This is a genomic window from Floridaenema fluviatile BLCC-F154 (assembly GCF_041929135.1).
Classification (GTDB): domain Bacteria; phylum Cyanobacteriota; class Cyanobacteriia; order Cyanobacteriales; family Aerosakkonemataceae; genus Floridanema; species Floridanema fluviatile.
Map to the genome: position 1 here is coordinate 400,540 of NZ_JBHFNS010000094.1, position 15,546 is coordinate 416,085.

The window sequence follows — 15,546 nt, forward strand, 5'->3', positions numbered from 1 at the left end:
AAAAGCAGCGACTTTAGTGTAAGATTCAAGAGTTATCAATTTATTTCTGAGACTAAAACTAGAAATGAGTCACATAATAAATAAACAATTGAAGGAATTTATAGAAAAATCTCGGTTACTAACAGGGCAAATTATCCAAGAAAGAGAACCTTGGAATACAGAAGTTACAGCACAAGCCATTAGACATTTTGCTTATGGAATTAGCGACGATAATCCCCTATGGCTCGATCCAGATTACGCCCGAAAAAGTGATTATGGCAGTCTCGTTGCGCCACCCACTTTTCTAATTTCAGTGTTATACCCATCACTGCATGGATATCCAATGAAATTATCCATGTCCAATTTGATTGGAGAACTGGAATATGAATGGTTTCTCCCGATTTTAGAAGGAGATTCCTTAAATTCATCAGCGAAACAAACAGGGGTTTACGAGTCTAAGGATCGTCAAAATCGTCCCTTGGTTTGTATTCTATCAGAAACAAGCTACTGGAATCAAAAGGAAGAATTAGTTGGTAAAGCCAAGAGTAATTTAGTTTGGGCGGCGCTGACGGAAAACGATTTTTTAGTGAATCGTTCGATTTACGAATATTCGGAGGAAGAATTAGCAGGGATTCGTGAAGCCTTAGAGCAGGAAACTCGCCGGAGCGATCGCGTTTTATGGGGAGAAGATGTTGAGATTAATACAAAACTTCCGCCCTTAGTTCGCGGCCCCTTAACCTTGGGTGATTTGATTTGTTGGCAAGCAGCAATTGGCCCGTCTTATCGTCCTGGAGCTTTAGGGTATCGCGATACTCTCAAAGCTCCTCATACTGCGGTGAAAAATCCCATAACGGGCTGGTCAATTAAAAATTCGCAACACCATGAGGATTTTCTCTTAGCCAAACAACGGGGAATGCCCGCCCCCTTTGATAATGGCGTGATGCGCTTTGCTTGGCTGTCTCCTTTGCTGACTAACTGGATGGGCGATCGCGGACAGCTTAAACGATTATCGGTACAGACGATCGCTCCAGTTTTATATGGAGACACAATTTGGTATGAAGGAACAGTTATTAAAAAAACAGAGAGCGAATCAGGAATTTTAACCAAAGTCAAAATTACAGGCACAAATCAACTGGGAGAACTAACCACCACAGGAGAAGGAGAAATTTTACTTCCCAGTCGAACTCGGACACCTGAAGAAGGTTCTGTTGAATTTATCCTCGCTAATTCTTATCCAGAAGAACCCTGTTTTCATCAGTTAATTGAAGCGCAAGTCGAACGAAGACCAGAGGCGATCGCTCTGATTGATAATCACCAACAACTCACTTATCGAGAATTCAATCAGCAAGCCAACCAACTAGCCCATTATCTCAAGCAGTTCCATCTCAAACCCAATACTTTAATCGGAATTTGTTTAGACCGTTCTTGTGAATTTGCGATCGCTATTCTTGCCATTCTCAAAGCAGGTGGCGCTTATTTGCCCCTAGACCCAGACTATCCGGCAGAGCGTTTGGCATTTATGTTAAAAGATGCCCAAGTTCCGCTTGTCATCACTCGCAAAGAACTCGAAAAAATCAATCCAGAGTCAGACATCAAGTTCGTTTATCTCGACTCAAACCACTCAGAAATTACCGAGCAAAGTTTAGAAAACCCAGCAGATCAAGTCAGTTCTAATCATCTGGCTTATGCAGTCTATACATCGGGATCGACAGGTCAACCCAAAGCAGTTTGCATTCCCCACTACAGCTTATCTTCTTATCTGCGATCGATTGTTTTGCCTTTGGGAATTGAACCAAGCGATAAATATTTACATACTGCTTCTTTTGCCTTTTCAGCAGGGGTGAGACAAACGCTTTTACCCTTATTTCTAGGCGCAACATTAGTCATTGCCGATCGGCAACAGCGACAAGACCCTGTACGACTTTTCCAACTGATTAAAAATACCCAAGTAACCATCTGGGATACCGTCCCAACAATCTGGCGATTCTGTATCGATTTTTTCCAGGAAATAGAAGACAAAACAAGATTTGAGTTACTCAATAATTCCTTACGATTAATTTTAGTTACAGGAGAGCCTTTAGCTTGGAATATTCCCCACGATTGGCGTTACCAACTGCAACATAATGCCCAAATGATTAATCTTTATTCCCAATCTGAAACTACGGGAACAGTCAGTTATTATATCATTCCTGAACACTTTAACCAACAAACAGGAATCGTCCCTCTCGGAAAACCTGTTGAAGATGCAACAATTTTCTTACTAGACGAACATTTAAATCTCGTAGCAGAGGGAGAAATTGGCGAACTATGCGTAGCAGGAAAACGTCAAGTACGCAGTTATCTCAATCGTCCAGAATTAACCCGAAAGAAATTTATTCTTAACCCCTTTAAAGGAATTACTCACCTTTATAAAACCGGAGATTTAGCTCGGTATTCGCCAGAGGGAATATTAGAATTTGTTGGCAGAAGCGATCGGCGGATCAAAATCAGAGGATTTCGGGTAGAACTCGAAGGAATAGAAGCAACCCTAAACCAACATCCAAATGTCAAAGAAACTGTAGTAATTGCCCGCGATGATTTGCCAAAAGACAAGAATTTAGTAGCTTACATTGCCACTAATAATCATCCTTTGAATCCAGCAGAATCCAATCAACTCCAAGAACAATTTCGCAATTTTCTTGCCGAAAAATTACCGGAATATGCTGTACCAAACTTCTTTGTTTTTTTAGATACTTTGCCCCGAAATCCTAACGGTAAATTAGAGCGACGCAATCTTCCTTCTCCCCAATCATTAACTCGTCAACAAAGTAATTTTATCGCTCCTCGCGATCGATTGGAATTAGAATTAACCAAAATCTGGGAAAGCATTTTAGAAACTCAACCCATTGGCATCCAAGACAACTTTTTTTCCTGGGGAGGTCATTCTCTTTTAGCAGTTCGCTTGTTTGCCAAAATTGAGCAAATATTTAACCAAAATTTACCCCTATCAATTCTTTTTGATGCTCCCACTATCGAGCAACTAGCTAATCTCTTACGTCAGGAAGGATGGTCAGCAACTTGGTCATCATTAGTTGCAATTAAGCCAAACGGATCGAAACCTCCCTTATTCTGCGTTCATGGCGTGGGTGGTAATGTTCTCTCCTATCGAAATTTGGCCCATTATCTACCTTCAGATTTACCCGTTTATGGACTGCAAGCTTTAGGGTTAGATAGAAAGCAACCCTATTTAACCACAATTGAAGCAATGGCAGAACATTATCTCAAAGAAATTCAGTCCGTTCAACCGGAAGGCCCTTACTTTTTACTCGCCCATTCTTTTGGGGGAAAAGTCATTTTGGAAATGGCACATCAACTCCATAAGCAAGGTCAAAATATTGCCTTATTAGCTTTGTTAGATTCTTCTTCCCCTGAACAAAAATTTATTCCTCTCTCTCCAGCAGAAGAACACAAGCGCAAAGAAAAATTTATCAGTCAATTACCCCCTTGGTCGCGAGAGCCTGGAATTTCACCTTTAATTGAAGTTTTATACCAAGCAAAACGCCGATATGAAGCAAAGCCTTACAATGGTAAAGTAGTTTATTTTAAGGCTAAAGAACAAGGTTCAAGAAATACTGATATATTTATCGAGAACTGGCGAAAGTTAGCTAAAGAAGGCTTAGACTGTTATGAAGTTAGTGGCGATCATTGGTCTATGCTTGAAGAGCCTCACGTTCAAAAGTTAGCCAAACAAATAGAATTGTGTTTGGCTATGAATTTTTCTTGAGTTTGTTCTATAATCGTCTAAATTAAAACCTGAATTAGGTCAAACAAATAGAGTCAAATTAACTGAATGTATGCAAATAACTTCATTCCGTAAAACAACAAATCTTAATTGCTCCTCTCCCGATGCGCTAATCAAGATTTTGCCTGAAGTTGTTAACCAGGTTGAAAAAAAGGGGTTTTCTGTTTTTTCCGCTTGGGATACGGAAGCAGATACTGTCCAAAAAATTGCCCGACAATTTGGCAAAATTATGCGACATATTAGGGCAGATGAATCAGGAATTACCACCGTTGCTCAGGGAAAATCTTGGCATCAAAATTCCAATTCTAGTCAAAATTCACCCATTGAGAAAAATGAATATCAAAGTTATGATGCCGATGAAGTCATAGCCCATACGGATGGAACTTTCATTGATGGCATGAATATTATTGATGGTCAGATCGTGCGTGTAGAACCGCCTTATGTTGTGCTTTTTCAATGTGTCGCTCCGGCTGAACAAGGAGGAGAATTAATTTTAATTGATACCCAGCAGGTTTTGAGCGATATGCTAGTTGAAAATGCCCAATTAGCAAAAATTCTCTTAACACCGGGATGTATATCTTTTTGTCGCGATGACCAAATTGCTTTAGACTTTCCAGTATTTCAACAAAGGTTTGATGGTAGTTTGCGAGTTCGGATTAATTGCGACAATAAGGCTTTTACACCAGATTGGTCTTATGAGGCAGTTAAAAGATTGTATGAAGAGTATTTCAAAAATCCAAAATATCGAGTAGCTCTCAAATTAGAGTCCAAAGATGTTTTAGTTATCGACAATTATCGGGTTTTGCACGGTCGTGCTGTTTATCAAGTTTATAACAACAATAATATCCGACATCATCGGCGGATTTGGGTTGCTAACGAACCTCCGAACCTGGTTAAAAATTTGCAAGAAGAAGTCAAGATGAAGCGTGCCTTTGAAACTTACAATTCTTACCGAATCACTTCTCCTTTGCTCGAAGAAGTTCCTTTTAAAATCAAAGGCGGAATTCGTTTAAAAGCGGAAAGTGAAAAATTATTACCAGGTATTTTGCATGACTTAAATATCTCTGGATCAAAGGAAAGATAGTATTTAAAATAGGGCGATAAATACTGTCGAAAATCTAGCTAATTCTTCTCAATGTTAGTCATTTTTATAGCTAAATGCCAATAGTGAGGAAGTCTTGGCGATGGTAATTTTCAGATTTCGTCAAACACGACTTGAGACCCACTACTAAATATTCGAGATGACTCAAAGTTCCCTAACTCAAACGGAAAATAGTATTAGAATTGTTACTCTCGCTAAGAGCAGCGCGATCGCTTTAACTTTACAATTTGCGGGAGTGGCTCTGGCTTACCTCGTTCAAGTCTTTCTCGCTCGCTGGATGGGAAAAACTGAATATGGTATCTACGAATATGTTATAACTTGGACTTTGTTATTAGCCGTACCAGCCAGCCTGGGTTTGCCCAGGGCTGTGGTTCGTTTCATTAATGAATACCGCGTTAAGCAAGAGTGGGGACTCTTGCGGGGACTCCTACTCGGCAGTTGGCAGCTAACGGTAGGTACGGGTTTGTTTCTGGGTTTGTTGGGTACAGGATTAATTTTCCTGTTCAACCACTACTATCAATTTTCTTATGCTCCCGTTTTACTGATTGGTATTTGGCTGGTTCCCTTGCAAGGGTTAGTTTTATTGCAAGAAGATATGGCTCGGGGAGCGGAAGATATCGTCCTTGCTTACACTCCTACGAAAGTAATTTGGCCGATCCTCGTACTTGTTGGCGGGTTTCTTCTCTGGCACCGCGATATCCTCAACAGTGTCTCGATGACTGAGGTAGCCTTGGGGACGTTGTTGGGAGCGATCGCCTTTCAAGCCTGTCTGGTATGGTTCAAATTCGATGGCGAAATAGAAATTGCTGCTCCGATCTATACTCCTGGGGCTTGGTTAAAAGTTTCCCTACCCCTACTTCTTTATCGCGCCTTCCGAGAAATTCTGGTTCAAACAGATATTTTGATGTTAGGTTCGTTTGTTGGTGTTGCCGCTGTCGGTATCTATAGTCCGGCTTCTAAAACTGCTCTGTGGGTGAGTTTTGTCTTGCAAGCTATTAATATTGTCGTTGCACCCGCTTTTGCCATTCTCCACACCCAAGGCGATCGGGCTGAATTACAAAAGGTAATTTCTACCGTTACGGTTTGGATTTTCTGGTCGTCAATAGCCATCGGACTCACCTTAATTGTTTTTGCCAAACCCCTTCTGGCAATTTTTGGCCCGGAATTTACCGAAGCTCATTGGGCTTTAAAAATTCTGGTCATTGGACAATTGGTTAATGCTTTATCGGGTTCGGTGGGCAATTTGCTCTCGATGACGGGCTATCAAAATCAATTGATGCTGGTTTCTGGTTGTACTGCTTTAATTAATCTGGTTTTAAATGCTATTGCTATTCCTATTTGGGGTACTGTGGGAGCAGCTTTAACGACTGCTGTCACTCTTAGTATTTGGAATATCTGGCTGGCTGTTATCGTGATTCGCAATTTAGAGGTTAATCCTACTGTTTTTTCTAGTTTGTTTCCGGGAAAAGCTGCTAACGATCGGTGAAGCCACCCCTCAGAACAACTAAAAACCCCGTCCATCACCAATAGAGAACGGGGTAATTTTCACCAATTTTTTACGTTAAAAAAACAGAAATTACAGTTTTAAATCCGGGGGTAAAAGTACTGTGTCAATTACGTGAACTACACCATTACTAGCCTTAACATCAGCTTGAGTTACTTGAGCATTATTGACTTTCACTTTACCATCTTTAACCATCACCATAACTTCGCCACCTTCTACGGTTTTGGTTTCTCCAGATTTCAAGTCAGTGGACATGACTTGACCAGGAACTACATGATAAGTCAAAACTTTGATCAGTTTGTCTTTGTTTTCTGGCTTCAACAAAGCTTCTACTTTTTCTTTGCCTAATGCTTCAAATGCTGCATTTGTCGGAGCAAAAACAGTAAATGGCCCTTGTCCTTCTAGAGTTTCAGTTAACCCAGCCGCTTCTAATGCTGCTTTCAAGGTAGAAAGACTATCATTAGTAGAGGCGAGAGCCACAATGGTCTGACTTTGTGCCGTCGTTACACCTTCTGGTTCTGAGGTATTTGCGGGTTCTACTGTCATAGAACCAGGACGGGTTTCTTCTGTAGATTGAGCTTGGACTAATACTGGCAGAGAAATTAAAACGCTTACTCCTGCCACTGCAACAGCACTGCTGAGTCTTTTGATCCAATTCTGGCTGTTTACTGCCGTCATAACGTTGCTCCTGTGTCCTTTTGTAAAGGAATTGTAAAGCTAACTATCAATTTATAACATCTTGTAAAGAAAGAGGTAGTAAATAATATCTGACTCAAGATATATTTTTATCAGCTTTTCCTGTGTTAAGCCGGAGAAACTCACCGATCGAGGTTTTGTAAATGAGCGTTAGCAAGCTTTTCAGGCAATTTGTATATTTGGTAACAAAATTTTTTTAGTGAAGAATTGCTCACTATGCTGAAGTCAGGTGAATCTAGCGGCGCGATCGGATAAACTTTCAAAGTTAGAAAAAATGCTCAAGGAAAGGCGAAATGCTAGAGCTATACCAATTTGAAATATCACATTACTGCGAGAAAGTCCGACTAATTCTAGACTACAAGGGGTTAACCTATAAAAAAATCGAGGTTACGCCCGGAATTGGTCAAATAGACCTCTACAGAATGTCTGGTCAGCGAAAAGTACCTGTGCTTAAAGACGGTAGTGAGATTATCGCTGATTCAACTGCGATCGCCAAATACCTAGAGCGCCAGTACCCAGAAAGACCAATTATTCCCACCAACCCCCAACAAAGAGCTCTTTGTTTTCTGCTCGAAGAATTAGCAGATGAGTCTATTGGGTTGAAAAGTCGTCAGGCATTATTTAGCGGTTTGAGTCAAAATCAAAACTTCCGCACCGCACTTTTGCCCACCACAACACCAGACTTTCTCAAACAGTTAGTGGGAGCAGTACCCAGCGACTTGTTAAATGTCTTAGGTTTGGGAATGGGGATGAGTCCAGATGCGATTAAATCAGCTTTGGATGACCTGAAACAAGACTTAGAAGCCTTGTCTATGCTGCTATTAGATCGACCTTACTTAGTAGGAGATCAACCAACTTTAGCAGACTTTGCCGTAGCGGGTTTGAGTATGTACATCAAATTCCCCGATGGCCCTTATTTGGATATTCCACCTAATCTTAGAGGAAAAGGAGTCCCTGGAATTGCTGACAGCGCAGCTTTTGAGACATTCTTTAACTGGCGCGATCGACTTTACGCCGACTATCGTAAACCTTTGACTGCTACTAGTTCTCCCGGTTCTGGCCCGACATCAATTCAAATTGATTAACTTGGTAGTAGGTAGTTAGTAGTAGGTAGTTGGTAGCTGGTTGAATATTTCCGCTACTTAACTACCTAAAAAGTGGTTTGGAATTGCTAATTAGGACAAAAATTAATTGTCAAAAACCATAAAACAAAAGTAAAATTTTGCCAATGACCAATGACAATTGACTAATAAATATTAGCAATGACTTTAGGCAAGCCGTTAGGTTCAGTTATTCAAGGTTCTCTAAGTGAAGGTTTAGAGGTTCGTTTGCACCCAGATGTTTCGGTAGAAGATATGCGGGTGGGGAAATTTTTGGTGGTGCAGGGTGTACGATCGCGTTTTTTCTGTATGCTAACCGATGTGGCACTAGGCACTTCTAGCCAAAGAATTGCCGCTAATCCTCCCGATTTTGGCGATGATTTATTGCGGGAAATTCTCGCTGGGAGCAGTACTTATGGGACGATCGAACTCACTCCCATGTTAATGTTTACACCCATTCCCGACCCTCCTGCTTTCTTCCCTCTTAATGGTAAATCCCAAAAATCTTTACCAGAAGCAGCAAAAAACTTAGCATCATTTCAACCAAATACTAATACCGAAGAAATAGAATTACGACCAGTCAAAACAATTCCCAGCCACTTTAGCCAAGTTTACGACGCAGAAGAACGAGATTTTCGCACAGTTTTTGGCTGGGAAGATGACCCGCAAAGGTGTAATTTTGCGATCGGTCAACCCTTAGATATGGATGTCCCAGTTTGCTTAGATTTAGAAAGATTTGTCGAACGCAGTAACGGGGTTTTTGGTAAGTCGGGAACTGGTAAATCTTTTTTAACTAGATTGTTACTATCCGGGATTATTCGCCGCCAAGCCGCAGTTAATTTAATTTTTGATATGCACTCGGAATATGGTTGGGAAGCAGTGCGAGAAGGCAAATCTTTCAGCACTGTTAAAGGTTTGCGCCAGCTATTTCCCGGAGAAGTGCAAATGTTTACTCTCGATCCGCAATCGACTAAACGGCGCGGAGTTAGAGATGCTCAAGAGTTATATTTAGGTTACGACCAAATCGAAATAGAAGATATTAAATTAGTTGCTAATGATTTAGGTCTTTCTGATGCAGCGTTAGATAATGCGACAATTTTGCAGAATGAATTCGGCAAAACTTGGATTATTCAGCTGTTAAATATGACTAATGAAGATATTAATATTTTCTGTGAAGAAAAGAAAGGACATAAAGGTTCGATTATGGCTTTACAGCGCAAGTTAATGCGTTTGGAAAGCTTGAAATATATGCGAACAACTTGTCCGAAAAACTATGTTAATGCGATTTTGCAATGTTTAGAAGCTGGTAAGCACGTAGTAATTGAATTTGGTTCCCAGTCGAATATGCTTTCTTATATGCTGGTGACAAATATGATCACTAGGAGAATTCATAAAGCTTATGTTCATAAAGCCGAGATGTTTTTGCAAACTAAAAATCCCATTGACAGACCCCAACAGTTAGTAATTACAATCGAAGAAGCTCATCGTTTTCTCGATCCCGCAATTGTTGGCAGTACAATTTTTGGGATTATCGCCCGTGAAATGCGGAAATATTTTGTTACGTTATTAATTGTGGATCAGCGTCCTTCGGGGATTGATAATGAAGTGATGTCCCAAATTGGTACGCGCATCACTGCTTTACTCAACGACGAAAAAGATATTGATGCGATTTTTACCGGAGTGGCTGGGGCGGGGAGTTTGCGATCGGTCCTAGCTAAACTAGATTCCAAGCAGCAAGCCTTAATTTTAGGTCACGCCGTCCCCATGCCAGTAGTCGTGCGAACTCGTCCCTACGACGAAAAGTTTTATCAAGAAATCGGCGATACCATCTGGGAAGAACAGTCAGACGAAGCAGTTTTTGCCGCTGCCGAAGCCGCTAAAGCAGACTTAGGCTTTTAGAATAAGTTTTGAGTTGTAGGGGCGGGTTTAGCTGAGAATTCCTGACTCACAACAGAAAAATTAACAACAAAACCCGCCCTTACAGAGTTTTGAGTTGTAGGGGCGGGTTTAGCAGAAAATTCCTGACTCACAACAGAAAAATTAACAACAAAACCCGCCCTTACAGAGTTTTGAGTTGTAGGGGCGGGTTTAGCAGAAAATTCCTGACTCACAGCAGAAAAATTAACAACAAAACCCGCCCTGGAGTGAAAAAATCCCCAATCCCCAAAAAACCCCTACACAAAGCATTCCGCATTTGCTATGATCGTTTATCCAGTCTAAAAAAGTACGGTTATTCCACAAGCTAAAACCTTTTCAGGGCAAGGATAGTAAGGCATCCTTATATATAGAGGAAGAGAGATTGCCTAACCAAAGTTGCAAGGCACAAAACTAATGATTACTTCACAACGAAACTTTTGAGCAGATTTGGGGAATATTAAACGTAAGGATGAACCATTAATCCCCGATCGCTGTCTAAACTTACAACAAAGCTAGGCTAGAACAATTCTATAACGAGTTCAAGTTGAAAAAATTTATAACCAAAGTCTAGAGGAGCAGGTTTCACGATGTTTTTCTTGTTCCAGCAAAATTACTATCTAAACCCGCTCCATAAAATCCAGGAGTTGAGGCACAGAGTAAACCCCTAATAAACAGCTTACCTCTTTGTTTGCCAAATGATGGGAGGAAATATCTGGGTCAGGGCTAAAAATTAAAAATTTAGTTATCCCAGCTAATTTGATTCTAGTTCTCTGGTATTGAGAAAAAGACAGTAACCCTTACATCTATGGCAGGATGCAGTTTTTTTAACCATCAGACTAAGCTTTTGTTTAGCAAGTTTCCTGGTTTCGCTTCCGCTCCATCCCAGCCACCAGTTCGTTGTTTGTCTAAAGAGTTCATATAAGCACCCATGCCCACTGTAAAGACCGAAAAAACCAATGCCAGCCCCAAATTCACTGCCGATATGGTTCGTACCTATCTGCGGGAAATTGGACGAGTACCTTTGCTCACCCGCGAACAAGAAATCGTCTATGGTAAGCAAGTACAACAAATGATGACCCTGCTGGAAGCGAAGGAAGCTTTGGCGACCAGCTTGAAACGGGAACCTTCTCGCAAGGAATGGGCAGATCGTGTCCAATTGAGTGAAGCAGAGGTTTCTGATGCAATTCGGCGGGGACAACGCGCCAAGCAAAAGATGATTGAAGCTAACTTGCGCTTGGTGGTTGCGATCGCTAAAAAATACCAAAAGCGAAACTTAGAATTTTTGGATTTGATCCAAGAAGGTACTCTAGGTTTAGAAAGAGGTGTAGAGAAGTTTGATCCAATGCGGGGTTATAAGTTTTCCACCTACGCTTACTGGTGGATCAGACAGGCGATTACTCGTGCGATCGCCCAACAAGGACGCGCCATTCGTCTCCCCATCCACATCACCGAAAAGCTGAATAAGATCAAGAAAGTCCAACGAGAACTTTCCCAACAACTTGGTCGCAGCGCCACCCCCGCAGAAATTGCCCAGTCTCTCGAACTGGAAACTAGTCAGATTCGTGAGTATTTGACCATTGCGCGTCAGCCAATTTCTTTAGATGTGCGGGTTGGCGACAACCAAGACACTGAACTTTCCGACCTGCTGGAAGATGATGGCCCATCTCCAGAAAATTTCATCACTCAAGAGTCTTTACGTCAAGACCTCGACGACCTCTTGGCAGAACTAACACCTCAACAACGGCAAGTTTTGAGCCTACGTTTTGGTTTAGCTGATGGAAATGCTCTCTCTTTGGCAAAAGTAGGTGAACAACTCAACCTCAGTCGGGAAAGAGTTCGTCAACTAGAACGTCAAGCTTTAGACCATTTGCGTCGCCACCGTGCTAATGTCCGCGAATATCTTGCAAGTTAAGCAAAAGGTTTAGTTAGTTAGGTTAGTTTCAGGAATCAGAATTAAAGGATGGGTAGTGTACTGCTACCTGTCCTTTAATTTTTGTGTCTAACAATGTTCAAAAGTGATCCAAGTCAACCATCTCTGTATATCTTGATCTCCAGTTAGCTTGATTTGAGTCACTGGTATTTCGGACTTAGATCAAACAAAAAGCTGAGTACTATCACGAAGAGTAGGGATTTTCCTCACTAAGTTGTCCTAGCGATCGCAGCATTATTAAAACTGTAAGCAAGAGACAAAAACAAAACAAAAGTCAGAAACAAGCCAATTATCCAAATAATTCCCCGTGGTTATACTTTTCTGACTATTCCATAAAGTTTTGTAACGAAGATCGGAAATTGTTTACATCATCAGTGAATCTCTATATTGGATATGCCGTGCTGCTATTTAGTTAAGTAACTAATAGTAGTTAGCTAAAAGATCCTCCTCTGGAATATGAGAAATCAACCAGTAGATTGAAGTGTAAAGACTGTATTTTCCCTTAAGTTGGAATTGTCAGGATTTACCCGGATTGATTCTCCAAAAGCTACCTGTTTAGGTGCTGCGTCAGTTACATAATGGCGAATTTACAAGCAAACTAAGCTCATCAGGGGCAAGAACCATGATTAAACATCCTATTCATACTTCTTTACAATTAGGTAAAAAATTCAAAGGTTTGGAAATATCCCTGGCTGCCTTAATGCTAATAACAGGTTTTAGTACTGGTGAAGTTAATGCTACGCCAAAAAAGGATACACCAACGGCAACTAAAACAGAAGTAACTCAAGCTAGAAATAGCAGTGCTAAGCCAGCTAATCTGAGTAATGGGGTATATCTTTATGGTCAGTCTCCTCAGCCAGAAGTAATTGGTAAAGAGTATGTAGTGTTTGAGGTCAGGAATGGTCGGGTGATTGGTGCAGTTTATTACCCTCGTTCCGAGTTTAACTGTTTCTATGGCACTCTTCAGGCACAACGCTTAAATGTGACAATGGTCGATCCGATGGTGGAAACTGCTGATGGAACTCCTCCAGAAAAACAGCCAAGTACTAGGTTAGCTGCTGTAGGTGATTATCGAGGCATTGACCAAATTTCTGTTCCTTACTCTGTGACTCTGCAAAATTATCGCCAAATTGCTCAAGTTAGTGATAATGACAAGCGCATTTTAGGAATGTGTAAAGCTGAGTATCAGGAACAAGTTTGGGGCAGATAAAAATGCTGAATTTCACCTCGCCTGTTTTAAAATTCGATTCCTGGTTGGGCTTTAACTCCTTGTTCCCGAAATGGATGCTTAATTAATGTCATTTCGGTAACTAAATCCGCTTGTTCAACTAATGCGGAAGGTGCGCCTCTACCAGTGAGAATAATATGAGAATCTTCAGCTTTTTCTGTTAATCCAGCTAGGATATTTTCTACTTTTAAATAGCCCAATTTTAAAGCGACATTTATTTCATCGAGTAAAACTAATTTAAATTCTGGATTACGGATAAAAGCTAAGGCTTTCTCCCAAGCTTCTTCAGCTTTTTGCATATCCCGTTCGCGGTCTTGAGTCTCCCAGGTAAAACCTTCGCCCATTGCATGAAATTCTAGCAAATCGGGCCAGAGACTCAAGACCTTTTTTTCTGCGGGTTCCCAAGCGCCTTTAATAAATTGTACGATCGCCACTCGATAACCGTGACCGAGCGATCGCAAAACCATCCCTAAAGCAGCGGTGGTTTTTCCTTTTCCATTGCCAGTATGAACGATGATTAATCCTTTTTCTAGGTGGCGTTGGGCGAGGCGTTGTTCTTGAACTTCTTTGCGCCTCTCCATTTTGCGCTTGTATTGTTCTTCATTTAAGGATGTTGCGGTCGCTTCTTCGTTTAAGCGTTCAGCTGTTAAGTCTGGTGAGTTGTTTAGTTCCATTAGGTTTGTTTGTGGGATAACTTTTCAGATTGTATAGCAGTATTATTTGTTTGGTGCGAGAGGTTTTTTTATTGAACCACGAAGACACGAAGGACGCGAAGGAAAGAAAGAAGGTTATCTTCAGGTTATGAGGGAATTGGAGAAAATATGGGTAGCATTGATATTGGCGTATTGAGTATTTATTGTTTAGGAGTGTCAAAATGTCGAAAAAACGTGGTCGGAAAATTGCACCTGCGCCAATTCCAAAGGAAATTAGTGTAGTCGATCTGATCAATAATTATTTTACTGCTTATAACTCGGCTCGGTTGCGGGAAATTTGTCAACTACTGAGTCGGGAGGTGTTGCAAGAGGGAGTAACGGTGGGGGTTAGTCTTTCTGGGGCGATGACTCCTGCGGGAATGGGGGTGGCGGCTTTGTCACCTTTAATTAGGAATGGTTTTATTGATTGGATGATTAGTACTGGGGCTAATCTTTATCATGATATCCATTTTGGATTGGGTTTTGATTTGTATTCTAGTAGCCCGTTTTTAGATGATGTGAAGTTGCGCGAGGAAGGAACAATTCGCATCTATGATATTACTTTTGGCTACGATGTTTTGCTGGAAACTGATGCTTTTATACGCAAGGTTTTGCAAGCTGAACCTTTCCAAAAACGCATGGGAACAGCGGAGTTTCATTATCTTTTGGGTAAGTATGTACGGGAAGTAGAAAAGCAAGTTGGGGTGAAGGATTCTTGCTTGTTGGCTACTGCTTATGAGTGTGGAGTTCCGATCTATACTTCTTCGCCTGGGGATAGTTCTATTGGGATGAATGTGGCGGCGATGGCTTTGGAAGGTTCTCAGTTGGTAATCGATCCATCAATTGATGTGAATGAGACTTCGGCGATCGCTTATTGTGCCCGTGAATTTGGTAATTCGCAATCTGAAGGTAAAAGTGCGGCGATAATTATTGGTGGTGGTAGTCCGAAGAATTTCTTGTTACAAACTCAACCCCAATTACATGAGGTTTTAGGTTTAGAAGAAAGAGGTCATGATTTCTTTGTCCAAATTACTGATGCACGTCCAGATACAGGTGGTTTATCTGGTGCAACTCCCGCCGAAGCTGTAAGTTGGGGAAAGGTCGATCCTGAAGAATTACCCGATACAATTGTTTGTTATACCGATAGTACGATCGCAGTTCCTTTGATCTCCGCTTACGTAATTAATCAATGCGAACCTCGACCTTTAAAGCGATTGTTCGATCGACGCGGTGAAATGATGGAAAAACTGATTACTGATTATAAAAAAGTCAAAACCAATTCACCTGAAGAAGTACCTTCAACTATGGCTACTTCAACTCCTGAAGCCGAACCAGCAACTTATCCTACTGGTCGATTGATGCCTTAATAGTTGATTGTATTAGTAGAGATGTTATATACAATATCTCTACTAATAACGGGTTAAGAAACAACTAAGTTTACTTTAAAAACAAACTCGGAAAATACTCTTTTATTCAGCTTTCATAATATATTTTATTCATTACTAAAAAACATTAAAGTTACCGAACTTTTGGAAAAAATAGCGCAAATTATGAGGAAAAGTTAACAATTTAGCCAGAATGGGCAGAAGATTGGATATATTATTGATAATAAAGTAT

At 40.9% G+C, this 15,546-nt stretch carries 10 protein-coding genes; 8 read left to right on the forward strand and 2 right to left on the reverse strand.

Annotated elements, in window-relative coordinates; translation table 11 throughout:
* The first annotated feature begins 64 nt into the window (after window positions 1-64).
* The 3 genes from ACE1B6_RS29880 to ACE1B6_RS29890 all read left to right on the forward strand — a co-directional run bounded on the left by ACE1B6_RS29880 (window position 65) and on the right by ACE1B6_RS29890 (window position 6,348).
* Complete coding sequence (locus ACE1B6_RS29880; RefSeq protein WP_413260946.1) at window positions 65-3,742, forward strand: amino acid adenylation domain-containing protein; 3,678 nt, start codon at window positions 65-67, stop codon at window positions 3,740-3,742.
* Window positions 3,743-3,812: 70 nt separating this feature from the next.
* Window positions 3,813-4,844 (forward strand): TauD/TfdA family dioxygenase, encoded by a 1,032-nt coding sequence (locus tag ACE1B6_RS29885; protein WP_413260947.1) that lies wholly within the window; start codon window positions 3,813-3,815, stop codon window positions 4,842-4,844.
* A 157-nt stretch (window positions 4,845-5,001) separates the two neighbouring features.
* Complete coding sequence (locus ACE1B6_RS29890; protein ID WP_413260948.1) at window positions 5,002-6,348, forward strand: flippase; 1,347 nt, start codon at window positions 5,002-5,004, stop codon at window positions 6,346-6,348.
* A gap of 90 nt (window positions 6,349-6,438) precedes the next feature.
* Here the strand turns inward: ACE1B6_RS29890 and ACE1B6_RS29895 are convergent, their stop codons facing one another.
* The gene (locus tag ACE1B6_RS29895) at window positions 6,439-7,044 is read right to left on the reverse strand and encodes a fasciclin domain-containing protein (protein WP_413260949.1); all 606 of its coding nucleotides are present in this window, start codon (window positions 7,042-7,044) and stop codon (window positions 6,439-6,441) included.
* A 311-nt stretch (window positions 7,045-7,355) separates the two neighbouring features.
* Here ACE1B6_RS29895 and ACE1B6_RS29900 point away from each other — a divergent pair, with 311 nt between their 5' ends.
* The 4 genes from ACE1B6_RS29900 (at window position 7,356) to ACE1B6_RS29915 (ending at window position 13,219) form a co-directional block, all read left to right on the forward strand.
* Window positions 7,356-8,147, forward strand: a complete 792-nt coding sequence (locus ACE1B6_RS29900) for a glutathione S-transferase family protein (protein WP_413260950.1) — start codon at window positions 7,356-7,358, stop codon at window positions 8,145-8,147.
* Window positions 8,148-8,324: 177 nt separating this feature from the next.
* Window positions 8,325-10,061 (forward strand): helicase HerA domain-containing protein, encoded by a 1,737-nt coding sequence (locus ACE1B6_RS29905; protein WP_413260951.1) that lies wholly within the window; start codon window positions 8,325-8,327, stop codon window positions 10,059-10,061.
* Between the two features lie 946 nt (window positions 10,062-11,007).
* Window positions 11,008-11,991 carry an RNA polymerase sigma factor, RpoD/SigA family gene (locus ACE1B6_RS29910; protein ID WP_413260952.1) on the forward strand — a complete coding sequence of 328 codons (984 nt, stop codon included), beginning with the start codon at window positions 11,008-11,010 and terminating at the stop codon, window positions 11,989-11,991.
* Window positions 11,992-12,631: 640 nt separating this feature from the next.
* Window positions 12,632-13,219 carry a hypothetical protein gene (locus ACE1B6_RS29915; RefSeq protein ID WP_413260953.1) on the forward strand — a complete coding sequence of 196 codons (588 nt, stop codon included), beginning with the start codon at window positions 12,632-12,634 and terminating at the stop codon, window positions 13,217-13,219.
* A gap of 26 nt (window positions 13,220-13,245) precedes the next feature.
* On the opposite strand, the gene cobO is transcribed toward ACE1B6_RS29915, so the two are convergent.
* On the reverse strand, window positions 13,246-13,911 hold the full coding sequence (cobO, locus tag ACE1B6_RS29920) for a cob(I)yrinic acid a,c-diamide adenosyltransferase (protein ID WP_413260954.1): 666 nt from the start codon (window positions 13,909-13,911) through the stop codon (window positions 13,246-13,248).
* A 200-nt stretch (window positions 13,912-14,111) separates the two neighbouring features.
* Here cobO and ACE1B6_RS29925 point away from each other — a divergent pair, with 200 nt between their 5' ends.
* Window positions 14,112-15,296, forward strand: a complete 1,185-nt coding sequence (locus ACE1B6_RS29925; protein ID WP_413260955.1) for a homospermidine biosynthesis protein — start codon at window positions 14,112-14,114, stop codon at window positions 15,294-15,296.
* The last annotated feature ends 250 nt before the right edge of the window (window positions 15,297-15,546 follow it).

What these genes read in the sequence shown, in the direction of transcription:
- ACE1B6_RS29895 (WP_413260949.1), bottom strand. Translation starts at nt 7,044, where the DNA reads ATGACGGCAGTAAACAGCCAGAATTGGATCAAAAGACTCAGCAGTGCT.
- ACE1B6_RS29910 (WP_413260952.1), top strand. Translation starts at nt 11,008, where the DNA reads ATGCCCACTGTAAAGACCGAAAAAACCAATGCCAGCCCCAAATTCACT.
- ACE1B6_RS29925 (WP_413260955.1), top strand. Translation starts at nt 14,112, where the DNA reads ATGTCGAAAAAACGTGGTCGGAAAATTGCACCTGCGCCAATTCCAAAG.
- ACE1B6_RS29885 (WP_413260947.1), top strand. Translation starts at nt 3,813, where the DNA reads ATGCAAATAACTTCATTCCGTAAAACAACAAATCTTAATTGCTCCTCT.
- ACE1B6_RS29905 (WP_413260951.1), top strand. Translation starts at nt 8,325, where the DNA reads ATGACTTTAGGCAAGCCGTTAGGTTCAGTTATTCAAGGTTCTCTAAGT.
- ACE1B6_RS29890 (WP_413260948.1), top strand. Translation starts at nt 5,002, where the DNA reads ATGACTCAAAGTTCCCTAACTCAAACGGAAAATAGTATTAGAATTGTT.
- ACE1B6_RS29880 (WP_413260946.1), top strand. Translation starts at nt 65, where the DNA reads ATGAGTCACATAATAAATAAACAATTGAAGGAATTTATAGAAAAATCT.
- cobO (WP_413260954.1), bottom strand. Translation starts at nt 13,911, where the DNA reads ATGGAACTAAACAACTCACCAGACTTAACAGCTGAACGCTTAAACGAA.
- ACE1B6_RS29900 (WP_413260950.1), top strand. Translation starts at nt 7,356, where the DNA reads ATGCTAGAGCTATACCAATTTGAAATATCACATTACTGCGAGAAAGTC.
- ACE1B6_RS29915 (WP_413260953.1), top strand. Translation starts at nt 12,632, where the DNA reads ATGATTAAACATCCTATTCATACTTCTTTACAATTAGGTAAAAAATTC.